The organism is Pseudomonas sp. TE36184 (assembly GCF_054060055.1).
On sequence record NZ_JBSSCU010000001.1, the window covers coordinates 1,393,115 to 1,410,093 of the forward strand.

14 protein-coding genes and 1 pseudogene are annotated in these 16,979 nt (G+C 62.6%); 3 read left to right on the top strand and 12 right to left on the bottom strand.

Features of this window, described 5'->3' with window-relative positions:
• Positions 1-23 precede the first annotated feature (23 nt).
• Positions 24-1,370, top strand: coding sequence for an erythromycin esterase family protein (locus ACVWZP_RS06135; RefSeq protein WP_017845780.1), 1,347 nt, complete (start codon positions 24-26; stop codon positions 1,368-1,370).
• Between the two features lie 21 nt (positions 1,371-1,391).
• Here ACVWZP_RS06135 and ACVWZP_RS06140 read toward each other — a convergent pair whose 3' ends face one another.
• The 6 genes and pseudogenes from ACVWZP_RS06140 to groL form a co-directional block, all read right to left on the bottom strand.
• Positions 1,392-2,081, bottom strand: a complete 690-nt coding sequence (locus tag ACVWZP_RS06140; protein ID WP_457369559.1) for a phosphoribosyltransferase — start codon at positions 2,079-2,081, stop codon at positions 1,392-1,394.
• Between the two features lie 44 nt (positions 2,082-2,125).
• Positions 2,126-3,011: pseudogene (locus tag ACVWZP_RS06145) on the bottom strand (universal stress protein).
• Between the two features lie 47 nt (positions 3,012-3,058).
• The gene (locus ACVWZP_RS06150) at positions 3,059-3,454 is read right to left on the bottom strand and encodes a hypothetical protein (protein ID WP_026139877.1); all 396 of its coding nucleotides are present in this window, start codon (positions 3,452-3,454) and stop codon (positions 3,059-3,061) included.
• A 30-nt stretch (positions 3,455-3,484) separates the two neighbouring features.
• Positions 3,485-4,096: a Spy/CpxP family protein refolding chaperone gene (locus ACVWZP_RS06155; protein ID WP_046383394.1), complete on the bottom strand. Its 612-nt coding sequence runs from the start codon at positions 4,094-4,096 to the stop codon at positions 3,485-3,487.
• A gap of 126 nt (positions 4,097-4,222) precedes the next feature.
• Positions 4,223-4,783, bottom strand: coding sequence for a nitroreductase family protein (locus ACVWZP_RS06160; protein WP_057004094.1), 561 nt, complete (start codon positions 4,781-4,783; stop codon positions 4,223-4,225).
• Between the two features lie 54 nt (positions 4,784-4,837).
• Entirely contained in the window at positions 4,838-6,457 is a 1,620-nt protein-coding gene (gene groL, locus ACVWZP_RS06165; RefSeq protein ID WP_177033223.1) for a chaperonin GroEL, read from the bottom strand.
• A 253-nt stretch (positions 6,458-6,710) separates the two neighbouring features.
• Between groL and ACVWZP_RS06170 the strand changes: the two genes are divergently transcribed.
• The gene (locus ACVWZP_RS06170; RefSeq protein WP_046484231.1) at positions 6,711-7,208 is read left to right on the top strand and encodes a BCAM0308 family protein; all 498 of its coding nucleotides are present in this window, start codon (positions 6,711-6,713) and stop codon (positions 7,206-7,208) included.
• Between the two features lie 14 nt (positions 7,209-7,222).
• Here the strand turns inward: ACVWZP_RS06170 and mgtA are convergent, their stop codons facing one another.
• Positions 7,223-10,804 carry a magnesium-translocating P-type ATPase gene (mgtA, locus tag ACVWZP_RS06175; RefSeq protein WP_457369560.1) on the bottom strand — a complete coding sequence of 1,194 codons (3,582 nt, stop codon included), beginning with the start codon at positions 10,802-10,804 and terminating at the stop codon, positions 7,223-7,225.
• Between the two features lie 197 nt (positions 10,805-11,001).
• Between mgtA and ACVWZP_RS06180 the strand changes: the two genes are divergently transcribed.
• Positions 11,002-11,571, top strand: a complete 570-nt coding sequence (locus ACVWZP_RS06180; protein WP_457369561.1) for a GNAT family N-acetyltransferase — start codon at positions 11,002-11,004, stop codon at positions 11,569-11,571.
• A gap of 21 nt (positions 11,572-11,592) precedes the next feature.
• Here ACVWZP_RS06180 and ACVWZP_RS06185 read toward each other — a convergent pair whose 3' ends face one another.
• The 5 genes from ACVWZP_RS06185 to ACVWZP_RS06205 all read right to left on the bottom strand — a co-directional run bounded on the left by ACVWZP_RS06185 (position 11,593) and on the right by ACVWZP_RS06205 (position 16,978).
• On the bottom strand, positions 11,593-13,281 hold the full coding sequence (locus ACVWZP_RS06185; protein WP_201022234.1) for an HAD family hydrolase: 1,689 nt from the start codon (positions 13,279-13,281) through the stop codon (positions 11,593-11,595).
• Positions 13,282-13,318: 37 nt separating this feature from the next.
• Positions 13,319-14,044 carry a dienelactone hydrolase family protein gene (locus tag ACVWZP_RS06190; RefSeq protein WP_017845769.1) on the bottom strand — a complete coding sequence of 242 codons (726 nt, stop codon included), beginning with the start codon at positions 14,042-14,044 and terminating at the stop codon, positions 13,319-13,321.
• Positions 14,045-14,101: 57 nt separating this feature from the next.
• Positions 14,102-14,284 (bottom strand): hypothetical protein, encoded by a 183-nt coding sequence (locus tag ACVWZP_RS06195; RefSeq protein ID WP_457369562.1) that lies wholly within the window; start codon positions 14,282-14,284, stop codon positions 14,102-14,104.
• A gap of 57 nt (positions 14,285-14,341) precedes the next feature.
• Complete coding sequence (locus ACVWZP_RS06200) at positions 14,342-15,475, bottom strand: NAD(P)H-hydrate epimerase (RefSeq protein ID WP_457369563.1); 1,134 nt, start codon at positions 15,473-15,475, stop codon at positions 14,342-14,344.
• A gap of 66 nt (positions 15,476-15,541) precedes the next feature.
• Positions 15,542-16,978 carry an NAD(P)(+) transhydrogenase (Re/Si-specific) subunit beta gene (locus tag ACVWZP_RS06205; protein WP_457369564.1) on the bottom strand — a complete coding sequence of 479 codons (1,437 nt, stop codon included), beginning with the start codon at positions 16,976-16,978 and terminating at the stop codon, positions 15,542-15,544.
• Position 16,979 lies beyond the last annotated feature (1 nt).

Consider the following 16,979-nt stretch of genomic DNA (forward strand, 5'->3'; position numbering starts at 1 on the left):
CCGTGAGCACACCCGCCCAACGCATGCTGGATAAACACTATGGCGCGTCTCGGCAGGTCGATAGAGCCGCCATCGCGGCGGTCCTGCGCCAATTTGCCGAGCCTCTGCCGGCGTTCGATTCTGCGGCGTTCGGCGAAATGTTCGATCGCTACGCGGATGCGCGGGTGGTGCTGATCGGCGAAGCCAGCCACGGCACCAGCGATTTCTATCGCGCCCGGGCCGCCATCACGCAACGCTTGATTGAGCGGCATGGCTTCTCCATCGTCGCCGTTGAGGCCGACTGGCCCGATGCAGGGCATGTCGACAAATACGTCCGAGGGCTGGCCCCGTCGGCCTGGAAACGCCATATCTTCAGCCGCTTCCCGACCTGGATGTGGCGCAACGCCGAGGTCAAAGCCTTTGCCCACTGGCTGCACCGCTACAACCATCAACGCGCCAGTGAAGACCGCGTGGAGTTCCGTGGCCTCGACGTTTACAGCATGCGCAACTCGATCCATGAGGTGCTGCACTATCTGGACAGCGTTGACCCGCAACTGGCCCAGGAAGCACGGCGGCGCTACGGCTGCCTGACGCCCTGGCAGGATGACCCGGCCTTGTACGGTCATTTCGTCGAACGCAATGGCCTGATGCCCTGTGAACCGCAGGTGGTCGAACAACTCAACGTGATGCTGGCCAAGCAATTGGCCGGGCTCATCCAGGATGACGAAGGGTTTTTCAACGCCACGCAAAACGCCCGCGTGGTGCGTGCGGCGGAACAGTACTACCGCGCCGTCTATCGAGGCTCGACCGCGTCGTGGAACCTGCGTGACCGCCACATGTTCGACACCCTGCGCGCCCTGCTGGAACACCGGGGCCCGCAGGCCAAAGCGGTGGTCTGGGCGCACAACTCGCATATCGGCAATGCCGCGGCCACGGAGATGGGCTGGAAGGGCCAGTTCAACATCGGCCAGCTGTGCCGCAGTGCCTATGGGCGCGACGCCGTGCTGATCGGCATGAGCACCGACCGTGGCCACGTGGCGGCGGCCGACGATTGGGACGCCGAGATGCTCATCAAGGCGGTGCGGCCTTCCCGTCCCGACAGTTGGGAGCATCAGTTCCTCGAAGCCGGCGTGCCGGCGTCGTTGACCGACTGGCGCGACCCGCAGCGCGCCGAGCTGCGCACGGTGTTGTCCGCCACCCTGCTGGAACGCGCGATTGGCGTGATTTACCGGCCCACAACCGAACGCGACAGCCACTACTTCGAAGCGGTACTGGCCGAACAGTTCGACGCCATGCTCTGGTTCGAGCAGACGCAGGCGGTAAAGGCCCTGGCACTGCCCAAAAACGAGGAGCTGGAAGCGGAAGACGAAACCTTTCCGTTCGGTGTGTGAGGCTCACCTGCCGCGACGCATCTACAGCGGGTGCGCTTCAGTCGATTCGCGTTGCCAGGCCCGCTGCAATAACTCAATGACCTCTGTATCGGTGGTCTGGGGGAAATTCGAGTACCAGTAACCAATGGACATCATCCGCTCAGGAATCAGCGGGCAGATCACTTCATTGACGATGCAGCGCAGGGTCTCCACCGTATCCAGCGGCGCGACCGGCACCGCCACGACGATCCGCGCCGGGGCCTGCACCTGCACCGCCTGGATCGCGGCGAGCATCGAAGCCCCTGTGGCCAGGCCGTCATCGATCAGGATGACCACCTGATCCTTCAACTGCAGCGGCGCCCGCGTGCCCCGGTAAACCTGCTCCCGGCGCGATAACTCGCGAGTTTCGCGGGCGACCACCGCGTCATAACTGTCTTGATCAATCGAATGAGCCCGCAGCACCTCTTCATTGCGGATCTGGATACCGCCACTGGCGATGGCGCCCATGGCGAATTCGGGCTGGGATGGAATGCCGAGCTTGCGTACCACCATCAGATCCAGGCGCACCTGCAGGGCTGTGGCCACCTCATACGCCACCGGGACGCCGCCACGCGGCAAGGCCAGGATGATCACGTCGGGGCGGCGGGCGTATCTGAGCAACGGCTCCACCAGGCTTTGGCCGGCCACCGACCGATCCTGCCAGAGCGTTTGCAGCGAAGGGCTATAACTCATGGGTCACCTCATCTGTGGTTTCATTGCACACCGCCTTTGCCGCGCTAGACCGCCAGTACGCCGCAAGGCACCTGATAGAGAATGTGTTCGGTGGTACTGCCCAGCAGCTTCTCGATGCCGTGATACTGGACCCGGCCCATCACGATCACATCCACCTGGTGTTCCTTGGCGAATTGACTCAACACCGCAACCGGATTGCCCCAAAACGAAGTGATGACGATCGGAAGGCACGCCATAGTCTCGCGCCAGTTCGAGGAAGGTTTTTTCCTCCTTGCTCGCCAGGTCCTTACTGAGATTGGACAGGGCCATACCGCCCATGTCAGCCATGTAGATCGTCGACATGTCGCAGGCATACAGCAGGTGCAGCTCGGCATCGCATTGCAGCGCCAGGCTGGTGGCCTGCTCAATGATGCGCTGGTTCAACGCGCTGTTGGCCGGTTGAACATTCGACACGTCAACCGCTGCCACGACGATGCGCGGCAAGGCATGCCCACCACCGCCGACCAGATAGACCGGAATCGGACACTCGCGCAGCAACTGCCAGTCCAGCGGGGTGAAGAACGCGCGCTTGAACGCGGACTCTTGCTGAACCTGTTTGATCAACAGATCGGGCTGCGTCTCGGTGACGTAATCCAGGATGTCTTGCTTGAGGTTGGTGGCCCAGGTCACCTGGGCGGTCACGTTGAGCCCCAGGGCGTGGAGATTCTTGGTTTGGGCGTTCAGCCAGTCGCGGTGGTCCTCGAGGTAGCTGGCCCGGGCCTTTTCACGCACGTTCTCGGCCAGTAGCAACAAGATGTCCAACGGTGTTGCCAGCGCGACAATATGCAGGCTCGCGCCGCTGGCCTTGGCCAGGGCGGCAGCATGGCCGATTGCCGGGGAGTCACGCAGGGCGGGATTGATGATCAGTAACAAACACTGGTATTGGCTCATGATCTGGCTCCAGGGAGGAATGAAAAACAGCCCACGCGTCCGGGGTCTTAACGGATGGGGCCAGGCGGCGGCGTCGCGGGAACCATGCGCCATCCCTCAGGACACTGGCGTACGCTCGGGTAATAGCCTTTGGCGGAATCGCAGTAGTACCAGGCCGATGGCGCGGCCGTGACGGGCTGAGGCTCGACCACCACCGTCGGCGGGCTGGCCGGGTAGTAGTACGTCGGGGCGGGATAGTAATAAACCGGATACGTCGGGTAGTAATACGGCGTGGCGATACGCGCGGCTTCCCAACCCAGTCCCAGGCCGAGACCAAACCCCCACCAGCCCGGCCCGCCCCCATGCCCACCGCCATGCGGCCCGGCATGCGCCGGCAATGCAACGGCGGCAGCCAGCAGGATGAACCCTGTCAGCACGCACTGTTTTACTGAGTCACTGTTCATGATGTTTACCCAGGAGGCTCGCGAATAGCATTACGGTTGGCTGGTCGGGTTGAGCCCGCCGCACCCTTGCGGCCATGCCATGTGCATGGGCATGTGCATGGGCATTCGCCAACCGTCCTGATCGGCGATGCGGTGATGCATCACCGTCCAGAACAGATCGAAGATGGTTTTTTGCTGGGCATCGAGGGCATCGTAGAAGGTTTGGGTGCGTGCCTGAGCCGCGTCCAGACGGACCAGTTGCGCCTGCATCCAGCTGGTTTGCGTGCGCAGGCGCTCTATGCCTTTGGCCATTCTCTGCGGTGTTGTTTCGTCCTTCAGCGCTTGTCTGGCACTTGCCTTGTCAGTAGCGGCTGGGTTGTCGTTTTCCACTTGCTGATTGGCGTCTGCGATGACGCCTGCGGCCCAGGTTTCCCAGGCGGGCATTTGCTCCGGCTTGAGACTGAGCTTGCCCTTGAGTTCTTCCAGGGTCTGCTGCGTATGCTTGACCCAATCGAAATTCGAGGCGTGACGGAACATACCGCCCTGCCCTGGCCCTAGCCCTAACCCTGGCATCGCGGGGTTGGCAAACGCGCCGGTGGACGGTAACAGCAGAACACTTGCCGCGATCAGCAAGCACTGGCCAAGCAAGCGTGGCTTGTTCATTTCAGCTCATCTCAACGTCGTGGGTTCAATCCGAGCATAGGAGCCGGCCTGGCGGGCGATCTGATCCACGTCAGAAAACCGAGACACCGGTCAACCGCTGGATCAACGGTAGCCCTGCCTGGGGCATCAGCCTATCCAATGGATCTCTGGGGTCTTATGCACGATGGGCGCGGGCACAGACTTCGGGTGCCCCACGATAATCGGTGCCACGGGCATCCACTCGGCGGGCAGGCCGAGCGCCTGCTTACCCTGCGGCGTATTCAGAAAGCCCTGGGCGAAACCGATCCAGCACGTCCCGAGCCCCTCGGCATACGCCGCGAGCATCAGGTTCTCGGCCGCCAGGGCACAGTCTTCGACAATCCACTGATTGGGCGCGTTGCCCGAGATCAGCACCAGGACCGGCGCGTGGTAGAAAATCTGAAAACTGTCCTCGCTGAGCAACGCTTGGAAGTGGCTGGAGTGCGTTCCGGCGGGCGTGGTGGCGAGCATCCAGGCCCTGGCTTCGCGGGAAACCCGCTCCAGCAGCGCCTGGTCGCGGATCACCGTGAACGTCCACGGTTGTTGGTTCATCGCGCTGGGCGCCTGGGCGGCGGCATCGATCAAGCGACAAATGAGTTTTTCATCGAGCGGTTCTGGCGTGTAGTCACGTGTCGAGCGCCGGCCGGCGATTGCCTTGGTTACGTTCATGGGTGCATGCCTCCATCAGGGCGATTCAAATCGAAGCAAGGCGCGAGCAGGCGCTCAACCTTCAGGGAACGACGGTTGGGCTGGCGGTTCTTTTTCTGGGATATCGGTAATGGTCGCTTCGGTCAGCAGCAGGATACTGGCGACGGAAACTGCATTTTCCAGGGCAATACGCACGACTTTGGTCGGATCGATGATGCCGGCTTCGTACATGTCGACATAGGTATTGGCGGACGCATCAAAGCCAATGTTGCCCGGCTCCGCCAGCATGCGCGCAACGACCACGCCGGCGTCCACCGCCGAGTTTTCCGCAATGCGCCGCGCCGGTGCTTCCAATGCCCGACGCAGTATCTGCAGGCCGGTGCGGACATCGCCCTCCTGCCGGGCTTCCTCGGCGGCGATCAGCGGCACCGCTTTAAGCAGCGCGAGGCCGCCGCCGGGGACAATCCCTTCGGTGATCGCCGCGCGGGTCGCCGAGATCGCGTCATCCAGGGCGTCCTTGCGCGCTTTCATTTCGGCTTCGGACGGCGCGCCGACCCGGATCACCGCGACGCCGCCGGACAGCCTGGCCAGCCGCTCCTGCAGCTTTTCACGGTCGTAATCGCTGGTGGTAGCCGCCATTTGCCCGCGGATCTGCTGCAGGCGTGCGTCGATCGCTGCGCGTGTACCGGCGCCGCCGATCAGCGAAGTGCTGTCCTTCGACACCACCACCCGATGGGCCCGCCCCAACTGCTGCAGGTCGACCTGTTCGAGGCTGATCCCCAGTTCGTTGGAGACCACCGTGGCGCCGGTCAATACGGCCATGTCCTGCAGCATGTCCTTGCGCCGGTCGCCAAAGCCCGGGGCCTTGATCGCCACGGCCTTGAGCACGCCGCGGATGTGGTTGACCACCAGCGTGGTCAACGCTTCGCCTTCGATGTCATCTGCGATCAACACCAGGGGCTGACCGCTTTTGGCGACCTGTTCCAACAACGGCAGCAAGTCTTTGAGTACGCCGATCTTGTGGTCACAGAGCAGCAGGCAGGCATCGTCGAGTTCGACCTGCATTTTCTCGGTGTCGGTGACGAAATAAGGTGAGACATAACCCCGGTCAAAGCGCATGCCCTCCATGACCTCGACCACCGTTTCGGTGGTCTTGGACTCTTCGACGCTGACCACGCCTTCAACGCCGACCTTCTCCAGCGCGTCGGCCACCAGTTGACCGATGACCGCGTCGTTATGCGCCGACAGCGTCGCCACCTGGGCTTTTTCCTTGGGCGTGCTGACGGGTCTGGACTGCGCCGCCAGCGACTCGACGACCAGCAGCAGGCCCCGATCCAGGCCGCGCTTGAGATCGATCGCGCTGGCCCCCGCGACCACGTTGCGGATGCCATCGGCCAGGATCGCATGGGCCAGCACCGTTGACGTGCTGGTCCCGTCGCCGACCGCGTCACCCGTGCGTTCCGCGGCCTGGCGCAGCATTTGCGCGCCGAGGTTCTCCTCGGGGTCCTGCAGGTCAATGCGTTTGGCAATCGTGACGCCGTCATTGCAGACCGTCGGGTTGCCCCACTTGTTCTGCATCAACACCGACTTGGACTTCGGCCCCAGCGTCACGCGCACCGCGTCCGCCAATTGGGTGGCGCCGCTGAGGATCTTCTCGCGGGCAGCCGCGCGAAACACGATTTTACTGTGAGCCATCAGGGTGCTCTCCTCTCACGTCGACGGAACTTGCATGCTTCTCTGAAGTGCCTGCGGCGAGGTTGACTTTTATCAACAAACTCACACCCCTTGCCGACGCCCGCCGCAACGCTTACACCGGCGGTCGCCGGGCGCTCTGCGAGTTGACAAAAATCAACCCGCTCGGGCGGAAACAGCGTCCAAATCAACCTGTGAAATCCACCCGATCGTCAACACGTGGGTTTGCCCCTCTCGATGCGTCAGGAGAAACACCATGGACAAGTATCAGCAGAGTCAGAAAAACAAGCTGTTCAAAACGCCGCCCCATGATCCCTATTGCTTGCCGCGGGTTGAAGGTTCGGCGGTGTGCCCGCAGTGCGACGCGGTGTATCAGGCCGGAAACTGGACCTGGAACCGACCTGAAAACGCGGTGGTGCATAACGCGCAAACCGTCACCTGCCCGGCCTGCCGCCGCATCGCGGACAACATGCCGGCCGGCACCCTGATGCTATCGGGCGGCTTCTTGCAAAAGCACCATGATGAAATCATCCACCTGATCGAAAACACCGAAAAAACCGAAATGGCCGAGCATGCGCTGGAGCGCATCATGCGCGTGACGGAGGTGGCGGACGACCTGATGGTGACCACCACCGGCATTCATCTGGCCAATCGCCTGGCGCATGCACTGGAAGGCGCATTCAAAGGCAAGGCGCAGTACCGCTATGGTGATAGTCAGTACGGCGTGAACGTCACGTGGGCACGTAACGAGTAACCCCTCACGCCACGCTACGGCGCAGCGCGAGCGCGGCTCAACCGCTGGCGACGGTAAAAGAGCCGCTTGACCCATTCCGCCGCGCCCATGTAGGCCAGGCTGATTGCCAGCACTGTCAGCAGGATCGGCAGTGGCAAGGGCACCAGGCCGAACCAGGACGCGATCGGGCTGTAAGGTAGCCCGACGGCCAGCAGGCCGATGGCCGCGGCGCTGAGCAACAGCAGTGTGGCCGGGCGGCTTTGGTAGAACGGGCGGTAGGTTCGCACGATGAAGATTGTCAGCAGTTGGGTCAGCAACGATTCGACGAACCAGCCGCTGCGAAACACTTCCGGGCCCTTTTCCGCCAGCAGGTACAGGGCCGCGAACGTGAGCACATCGAACAGCGAACTGACCAGCCCGAACACCACCATGAAGTTGCGGATTTCCCTGATATTCCAGCGGTGCGGGGTGTTTTCCCATTCGCGGTCGACGTTGTCGCTGGCGATCCCCATGGAGGGGATATCGGACAGGAAGTTGTTGAGCAGTATCTGCTTGGCCAGCATCGGCAGGAACGGCAATACCAACGAAGCCAGGGCCATGCTGATCATGTTGCCGAAATTGGCGCTGGAGACGATGGAAATGTACTTCAAGGTATTGGCAAAGGTATGCCGGCCCTCTTCGATGCCTTCGCGCAACACGTCGAGGTTGTGCTCCAGCAACACGAAGTCGGCGGCCTGTTTGGCCACGTCGGCGGCGTTATCCACCGAGATCCCGATATCGGCGACTTGCAGCGCCGGGGCATCGTTGATGCCATCGCCCATATAGCCGACAACGTGCCCGGTCTTCTGCAGGGCGCGGATGATGCGTTCTTTCTGGTTGGGGTCGACCTCGGCAAAGAGCGTCGTCAGTGGCGCCAGGTGCATCAACGCTTCGTCTTTCATGGCCGCCAGCTCGGCGCCGGTGATGATGCGCTCTACGGGCAGGCCCACGGCCATGCCGACATGGCGGGCGACCAGATGGCTGTCGCCACTGATGATCTTGACTTGCACACCCAGGCGCTCAAGGTTGGCGAGGGTGTCTTTCACCCCCGGCTCCGGCGGGTCGAAGAACAACAGAAAACCGCGGAAGGTCATGGCCTTTTCTTCATCCCGGCCGTAGTGCGGCTGGTCCGGCAAGACCCGCGTGGCCAGGCCCAAAACCCTGAAGCCCTGCTCGCTCCAGTCGGCGAAACGCTGAGCGATGGCGGCCCGCTCGGTATCGCTCAGCGCCAGCAACTGTTCGCCGCGGCGCACCTGTGTGCAAACCTCGAGCACATTGTCCAGCGCCCCCTTGGTCACCATCAGCCGGGCGGCCTCAGGCGCATTCGCGACCACCACGCTCAGGCGCTTGCGCACGAAGTCATACGGCACTTCATCGAGCTTGCTCGCGCCGGGGCATGGCGCCAGGGTTTTGCCGGCCAGGGTGATCGCATCGTCCATGGCGTTGCGCATGCCGGTCTGCAGGCTGGAGTTGAACACCGCCAGTTGCAGGATCGTGGCATCGGCATTGCCCGCCAGATCCATGGCGCCGTCCAGCACGACGACGCCGCGGGTCAGCGTACCGGTCTTGTCGGTACACAGGATGTCCATCGCCCCGAGGTTTTCAATCGCATTGAGGTGACGCACGATGACCCCTTTGGCGGCCATGCGTTGCGCGCCTTTGGCCAGCGTGATGCTCAGGATCGCCGGCAACAGTTCCGGCGACAGCCCGATGGACAACGCGATGGCAAACAACAGGGTGTCGAGCGCGGGACGATGCAGCAGGATATTGATGCCGAACACCACGATCGTGATCACCAGCATCACCCGCAACAGCAAGCTGCCGAAGCGACGCAGGCCGCGCTCGAACTCCGTCTCGGGCGGGCGCAGCGTCAGGGTCTTGGCAATGCGCCCGATCTCACTGTCCGAGGCGTAGCGCGTGACCAGCACCTCGGCGGTGCCGCTGCGCACCGAGGTGCCCATGAACACGCAATTATGCCGCTGCCCGAGCGTGGCATCGGCGGCGCAGTCGCCCGGCAATTTTTCCACCGGGAAGGTTTCACCGGTCAGCAGGCCTTCACCGATGAAGCAATCGAGCGCCTGCAGGATCCGACCATCGGCCGCGATCAGGCTGCCGGCGCTGAGTATCAGGATATCCCCCGGCACCACCTCGCTGGCGGCGATGTCCACGGCCTTGCCGTCGCGCCGCACCGTGGCGCGCAGCGCGATCTTGCTGCGCAGTTGCTCCACCGCCGTACTGGCGCGATTTTCATACCAGGCGCTGAGAACCGCGCTGATCAGCACGATGCAGCCGACAATCGCCGCATCCAGCCAATCCCCCACCACCACGGCGACCAGCGCACCCACGATCAGGATCAGCACCAAGGGCGTCCGCATTTGCTCCAGCACCAACCGGGCCAGGCCGCGCGGTCGGTCTTTGGGCGTGGCCGGCGCGCTGCGCACCCGCGCGTTGGCGTCGGCCTCGCTCAAGCCCTGCGGCGTGCTGTGCAGGCTGCTGAACACCTGGCTGACTGGCGGGCTCCAATAATCGCCGGTTGCCACGCGGGTGGGCGGCTTGACGTTGGATCGCCATTCACGATGGGCCAACCAGAGGCCGGGCAGCATCGGCAACCAGAACGTCAGCCCGCGGAATAACAACGTGGCGGAAAGCGCCACCGCAATGTTCACCCCCACCCAATGCAGCGTGACCACCGCCGCCGCTTCAAAGGCGCCGAGCCCGCCCGGCACAATGCCGATACTGCGCAGCACGCTGGCCAGCATAAAACCGGCAAACAGCCCCAACGGCGGCGCGGACACACCCAGCGCGCGCACCAGCACCCACAATGTGGCGCTGTCGAGCACAATGATCACCAATTCCAGCAAGGTAATCCGCCAGAGTAACCCTTGGCTGCGTACCAGTTGCTTGTCGGCCCCGGTGAGCAATGACGCAATTCTGGCGACAATCGGAAAATGTCGCCCCGGCAAATGCGCGACCAGGCGCCGATTGCCGGCCAGCCTTGGCGTGACCACTGCCAGCAACAGGCTGACGGCAACGAACACCAGGCACGCCGTCACCACCGCAGGCGTGGCATGGCCCTGGAAGATCACCACCGGTAACGCCACGCCGACCGACACTGCATAGGCCAGGAAATACCCGGACAAATCCAGCACCAGGCTCGCCAGCACCAGCGGTTTTGCGAACCCGAGGCGGACGAAGGAGGCCACGACCGCAAAGGCGCCGCTGATGCCGGAGGACGGCAGGGCCTGATCGACAAACAGCTTCATCACGCTGAGTTTGCCTGCCTCCCAGAGTGAAAGCGGCTGCGTCCCGGCCCTGAGCACCACCCGAAAGACCTGCCCTTGCGCCATATACGTCAGGACTTGCAACGCCAGGGCGCCGACCAGCCACAGCGGCTCTGCCTGGGTCAGCAAGCGTGTGAAGGATTCGACGTCGGTGAATTGCAGCGCCACGCCGACCACTGTCGCAAACATCGCGGCGCCGAGCAGCCACGTCAGCCACAGCGCGGAACGGCTGTAATGCTGTTCCTCTTCAGGTACAGCCGGATCGATGAAACCAGCAGTGGGCGGTTTGACAGGCATGCCGTGCCCCTGAGCGAATCAGCAGAGATTCCGATTCTGGCGCGGTCTGGGCGGGGCCGTTTGATCCAGGTCAACCTGCCCCTGGACGGTCTGTTAGTCCCCATCACGCTTTCTGACCTTGATCAATACGCCTGCCGCGCATCCCCCTCAGTGTGAACAGGGCCGTTCTTCGACCCCACTGTGCGCTGGAGCCCCCCATGCTAGCTAATCAACACACCGCTGCTCTGATTGCCGAGATGGATAAAGCCTCGTCCGCCGAGCATTGGCTGGAAAAACTGCACGACGGAACGCATGTGCTTATCCGTCCGTTGTCGACGCACGATCACCTGGGCCTGCTGCATTTTTTCCAGCGGTTGTCGCCGCTGTCACTGCGGTTCCGGTTTTTGGGCGCGGTGACCCATGTCGATGCGAGCGCAATCGATACACTGCTGAGCGAGTCGGCGCAGATCAGCCGCGGCTACCTGGCCTTGGTCCACCATGACGGCGAGTTGCAGGTAATCGGTGTCAGCCGCTACCGGCGTGCCACCGATCAGGACGAACAGTGCGATTGCGCGGTCGCCGTCGCCGACCCGTGGCTGCGCAAGGGCCTGGGCCGTTTATTGCTGGGGCATCTGATCGATGCCGCCAAGCGTGAGGGGTTTCACAAAATGTGCTCGACGGACCTGTCGACCGATTACCCGATTCATGGCTTGTACAAGCAATTGGGTTTTACCTCGGCCTATCTGGGCCGGGATTTTGATCGCATCGTTCACGAGCTGGAACTGTAGACGCGCACGCCGCCCGACCATTCACTGCGGTTCCAAGTGGTAGCGCGATTGCACCAGATGCGCGATCTGTTCCTGGGCATCCCGGAGCGGTACAGACGCATCGTTTTCCAGCAGACGGGTTTCGTTGGCCAGCACGTCGTCGCGGATCACCTCGCGAAACCAGTTGGAAAAGTCCCCGGCCTCGCGGTGTTGGCGGAACGCGGGATCGTCCAGGCGCGCGAGCGAAGACAAAAACTCCGCAAGGTTCGAGGCGCGCTGGTCAAGGCTGGGAAAGTAGAATGCATGCCAGGCGCCCACATCCCCGACCGCATACTTGCCGCTGTGGCGATGATGTTTCTGCTCGGGTTGCTGCTGCGCCATCAGCACCACGTCGCCGCCATGACGAACGTCCCACAGACAGAAATAGTCGGGCGCGGATGAGCGCGCCGGGAATTCGGGGCAGCGTCGCTGCGTATGCTGGGCGTAGCGTTGGACCAGTTCGCGGGCGGTGCTGCCCAGGGTCACCAGTACGTCTACCGCGTCCAGCAGCGACGGGCAGACTTGATCGAAGTCCAGGGCAACGATGATCGCCCCCATATTCGCCAGAAACCCCGGAGGCCAAGCGGCGCAATGGGGCAGCATGTAGTGGGCCTCGTCCACGACCATCCAGTACGGGCGGCCGGTGCTGCTGCGTAGCTGCTGGATAAACGGCAGTAATTCGCCGAACAGCTGCACGCGGGCGGCCGGGTCCAGGGCCAGGGTGCTCACCACCACGTTAAGCCGCGCCTGTAACAGGTGATGCAACGATTCTTCGGTTGTCGGCGGAGTGGTCAGGCCACCGACCGTGACCGCACCGTCCAGCGACAGATAGTCGCCTTCCGGATCAATGATGCAGAAGCCCTGGTGGGCCTCGACCATGCGTTCTGTCAGCCAGGTCACGTAGCTCGACTTGCCGGAGCCTGAATTGCCGATCACCAGCAGCACCGATTCCGGCGGCAACCACACCTTGCGTGCATCGGCGGTTCGCCCCAGTTGCACGCCGATACGCTCGACTGGCACCAGCGCGGCGTCCTTTTGCAGCAGCATGTCTATCAGCTCGCAGACCCCGCGTCCGTGATCCTGGCTCAGGCAGATGTCCGCGCGGGCCTTGATTGAGTCGATCGCGTTGTTCACCGCCGCCGCACAACCGCAGATCGCGAGAAACGCGTGGTCATTTTCGGCGTCGCCCACACCGACCACGTTCAGTTCGCAGATGCCCAGCCTCAGCAACGCGGCACTCAGCCCCGATGCCTTGTTCACCCCCGTCGGCAGGACCATGATCGCGTCCTTGTTGAACGTCATCTGCAGCTCCAGGCCCAGCTCGCGAATCGAGCTGATCACCGCGTCCTCGAACGGATGCCAGGTGGCGATGACGGACCTGCCGACGGACAAGGATGAAACCCCTTTGTCGCGCAGGCGCTCGACCAGTTCGGTGGAGGCCGAATCGGCGATGAGTTCCTCGGTGTCAGTGCGCGGGTCGTACAGGAGCGCGCCATTCTCCACGACCACCAGGTCAAACAGATCGAGCTGGGTAAAATGATGCTTGAGCGCCTGCAACTCCCTGCCGGTAATCAACAGCAACTTGCGACCGCTGGCCTTGAGGCTGGCAAGCGCTGTACAGACGTGTGCGGGAACATTGCCGTTTTCGGCAATGGTTCCGTCATAGTCGACCGCCAAGGCTAAGAAATGCATGTTCGCTCCATGACGGGTTGGGTTGTACAGGCTCGCGCTAAGAAGATGAAACCTTGCCATTGATTCCGGGCAGCGGCTCGCTGGGCAAAGGTTCCTTGTGCAGGTACTTTTCGAACCAATCGCCGGTCAGCCTGGCTACGTCCGCCAGTGTGCCCGGCTCTTTGAAAAGGTGCGTCGCGCCTTTGACGACCTCCAGGCTTTGTGTGCAGTGCAACGCCCGACTGGTCCGCACATTCAAGCGCAGGATCATCGGGTCTTCCGCGCCCACCACTTGCAACGTCGGCGCTTTGACCTCGCACAACGCCTGGGCGGCCAGATCGGTGCGCCCGCCTCGACAGACCACCGCCCGCACACCGCCCACGTGAGCCGCGGCGACCAGCACGGCGGCGGCGCCCGTACTGGCACCGAACAAGCCCATGGCAAGTCGGCGTAATTCAGCGTCTCGGGTGATCGCGTCGATGACCTTGACCAGTCGATCGGCGAGCAATGCAATATCAAAACGCAGCACACCGGTCAGGTTATCCCAGCGCTGCTCTGTCCTTGTCAGCAGGTCGATCACCAAGGTGCCCATCCCGTGGCGCGCCAGGTACTCCGCGATAAAATGGTTACGCGGGTTCGAATGACCGCCGCCACTGGCATGGACGAGAACGACCAGGCTTTCGGCGCCTCGCGGCAATCGCAGATCACCGGCCAATTCATAGCCGGTAAAGTTAAACTTTTTGTATTGAAGCTCAGATACTGCAACACCGCAGTGAGAGGCCATTAGTTGAATACCTTCGTATATAACCTTTTCGAGGGGCAAGGTACTTCAAGAGTGGCTTCATCTTTCTTTTTGATTGTTCGTCAGGTCGATGGATTGGGCAAGAACGCCTATCAGGTTAAAACCGAAAAAAGCCCGGCCTGCTCTGTTGGATACACGACGATGACCTGAAGCCTCTGGGGGGGTAAACTGCGCTTTTCCGGCAAAGCGTACTTGATAAATATCAAACGCACGGCCATCCACGTTTCAAATCGGACATTTGACGTGCAATACACCACTCACCGACATGTCCACGGACAATCAGCCGTACAGTCGACGCAATAACCCAGGTAAAAGATGCGGCACGTCTTTGGCCAGTAACCCCGGGCCGAATTCGGCAGCGGCCACATCATGCAACCACACGCCCGCTGCCGCAGCCGGAAAGGCCGGCATGCCCTGGGTCCGCAGCCACCGAATAATGCCGCCCAACAGCTCGCCGGTGGCGGCCGAGGGCACACTGCAATGGATCACGGCGCGGCCATCGGGGCAGGCAATCACCGTGTCACTGCCGCGATGCACAACCACAGCCGAGCCGTGCTGGGCAGCGGCTCGAGTGCGGGTCAGTTTGTCGCCGACGAAGTCGAACATCCGCCGAAATTCGCTCTCGTGAAGGGTCAGCACCTGCGTGGCATCCGCCGCAACGACCGCTGGGTGCCCCGCGACAGTATCGAGACCGGCTCGCGGTAAATCGGGCAGCCACAACCCAGGGTGATTCTCAAATGCCTGGGGGACGATGGCGTCGAGCACCGCTTCGGGCGTGCCAATATCGGCCACAATCACTTCGCCACACAGATCGCGCCCCGGTAACAGCAGATGCCCCGGTTTTTTGCGAAAAAACGTCACCGTCAGCACCGCCGCCACCGCGCCCAACGACTCACCGCTATCGCCCATCACGCCGCTGGGCGTGTCGACCGCGACAATCGGCACCGTGCCACGGCCAGCCGCAGCCAGGGTGTCCAACACCTGCCCCTCCAGCGCACGGGCGAGACCGGCGCCGAACACCGCGTCGACAATCAGCTCGGCCCCTTCAAGCACCGCGGGGCTCAGGGCTTGCACCTCGCCGGGCCAGCGCTGTGCATGTTGCCCGGCTTCGCCTTTCAGCGCGGCGCGACTGCCCCACATCGCCACCCGCACCGGCCAGCCTGCTTGCGCAAGCCGGTACGCGCAGACAAAACCATCGCCGCCATTGTTGCCCGGCCCGCAGAGCACGAGCAGCGGCCGGGGTGTCCAGCGCCGCTGGATTTCGTGTGCCACCGCCGCGCCGGCATTGCTCATCAACTCGAAAGACGACACGCCGGCAACCACCGAAAGCCGGTCGGCTTCCGCCATCTGGCGCACCGTCAGCAAGGCCGCCTGGCGCGCGCCGTTATCGAGGTCGGGACTCAACGTGTTCATGCTTTTCACACTCTCGATCGCTACTGAAGTCACTCACCGCCTGCGCGGTGACGTCGCCCCGCTCGGCTACCCCAAGCCTCTGACCGCCTCGATCATCTTGACCAGGACGGCCTGTGCATCGCCGTACACCATGTTGCAGTTTTCCGCATAAAACAGCTGGTTCTGAATACCAGCATAGCCCTTGCCCTCCCCGCGCTTGACCACGTACACGTGATGAGCCTTGTCCACATCCAGGATCGGCATGCCGTAGATCGGCGAAGCTTTGTCGTTGCGCGCGGCGGGGTTGACCACGTCGTTTGCCCCGATCACCAACACCACATCGGTGTCGGCGAAATCGGTGTTGATGTCGTCCAACTGGAAGATCAGGTCGTAAAGCACACCGGCCTCTGCCAGCAGCACGTCCATTTGTCCCGGCATACGCCCCGCCACCGGGTGGACCGCGAATCGCACAAGCACGCCGTGGGCCTGTAACAACTTCACGAACTCATAGAGCTTTTGTTGGCCCTGCGCCACGGCCAGGCCATAACCGGGCACGATGATGACTTTATTGGCGTACCGCATGGCGACGCCGGCATCACTCGCCGCCGTCGGCTTGAGCTCACCCACGATCGCCGCGCCTTTGCGCACGGGTTGGCCACCAAATCGGGCAAACAACACATGCGCGACCGTGCGATTCATGGCCTTGGCCATCAGCAATGTGAGCAACACGCCCGCAGCGCCGACCAGCATGCCGGCGATCATCATGGCCGGAACCTGCAACACAAACCCTTCCAGGCCGACCGCCAGGCCGGTGAAGGCATTGTAGATGGAGATGACCACCGGCATGTCGGCACCGCCGATGGGCAACGTCATCAGCACACCGAACAACAGCGCGCAGCCGAAGAACACTCCAATCAACCACAGCACGCCGTTCAACGAACCGTGTTCGGCGTGCATGACCACCATCAGCCAAGCGCCTACGCACAGCGTCACCAGCATCAGCAAGGCGTTGATCAGTTGCAGGCCTTTCATGTGCAGTGGCTTGTTGATGCGGCCATCCAGCTTGGCCCAGGCAATCAACGAGCCGGATAACGAAATCGCACCGATCAACGCGCCGAACAAGGTGCCGGCCAATGCGGAAAGGTCGAACACTCGGCCCCCGAACAACTCCATGGCGGCGATCGCAGCGGCGGCGCCCCCGCCCATGCCGTTGTATATCGCCACCATCTGCGGCATGGCGGTCATGGCCGCCTTGCGCCCGCTCCACCACGCTGCGCCACCGCCCAGCAGCAGCGCGACGAGCGCGAGGCTGACGTTGACAGGCAAATGTGGCCGGGCCGCCTCACTCACCGAAAATACGTAGAGAAAACTCACGATAACGGCGGCCGCCATGCCCCAACCGGCGACATGGATGCCACCGGCCGCCGTGACCGGCGAAGACATGCGCCACAACCCGAAAATCAGTAGAAAAGCGGCGAAGAAATACACCAGCCCTATCAGCCACTGCGACGTCATAATCAGCATG

What these genes read in the sequence shown, in the direction of transcription:
- ACVWZP_RS06180 (WP_457369561.1), top strand. Translation starts at nt 11,002, where the DNA reads ATGCTAGCTAATCAACACACCGCTGCTCTGATTGCCGAGATGGATAAA.
- ACVWZP_RS06190 (WP_017845769.1), bottom strand. Translation starts at nt 14,044, where the DNA reads ATGGCCTCTCACTGCGGTGTTGCAGTATCTGAGCTTCAATACAAAAAG.
- ACVWZP_RS06135 (WP_017845780.1), top strand. Translation starts at nt 24, where the DNA reads ATGCTGGATAAACACTATGGCGCGTCTCGGCAGGTCGATAGAGCCGCC.
- ACVWZP_RS06185 (WP_201022234.1), bottom strand. Translation starts at nt 13,281, where the DNA reads ATGCATTTCTTAGCCTTGGCGGTCGACTATGACGGAACCATTGCCGAA.
- ACVWZP_RS06140 (WP_457369559.1), bottom strand. Translation starts at nt 2,081, where the DNA reads ATGAGTTATAGCCCTTCGCTGCAAACGCTCTGGCAGGATCGGTCGGTG.
- ACVWZP_RS06205 (WP_457369564.1), bottom strand. Translation starts at nt 16,978, where the DNA reads ATGCTGATTATGACGTCGCAGTGGCTGATAGGGCTGGTGTATTTCTTC.
- ACVWZP_RS06150 (WP_026139877.1), bottom strand. Translation starts at nt 3,454, where the DNA reads ATGAACAGTGACTCAGTAAAACAGTGCGTGCTGACAGGGTTCATCCTG.
- ACVWZP_RS06160 (WP_057004094.1), bottom strand. Translation starts at nt 4,783, where the DNA reads ATGAACGTAACCAAGGCAATCGCCGGCCGGCGCTCGACACGTGACTAC.
- ACVWZP_RS06200 (WP_457369563.1), bottom strand. Translation starts at nt 15,475, where the DNA reads ATGAACACGTTGAGTCCCGACCTCGATAACGGCGCGCGCCAGGCGGCC.
- groL (WP_177033223.1), bottom strand. Translation starts at nt 6,457, where the DNA reads ATGGCTCACAGTAAAATCGTGTTTCGCGCGGCTGCCCGCGAGAAGATC.
- mgtA (WP_457369560.1), bottom strand. Translation starts at nt 10,804, where the DNA reads ATGCCTGTCAAACCGCCCACTGCTGGTTTCATCGATCCGGCTGTACCT.
- ACVWZP_RS06170 (WP_046484231.1), top strand. Translation starts at nt 6,711, where the DNA reads ATGGACAAGTATCAGCAGAGTCAGAAAAACAAGCTGTTCAAAACGCCG.
- ACVWZP_RS06155 (WP_046383394.1), bottom strand. Translation starts at nt 4,096, where the DNA reads ATGAACAAGCCACGCTTGCTTGGCCAGTGCTTGCTGATCGCGGCAAGT.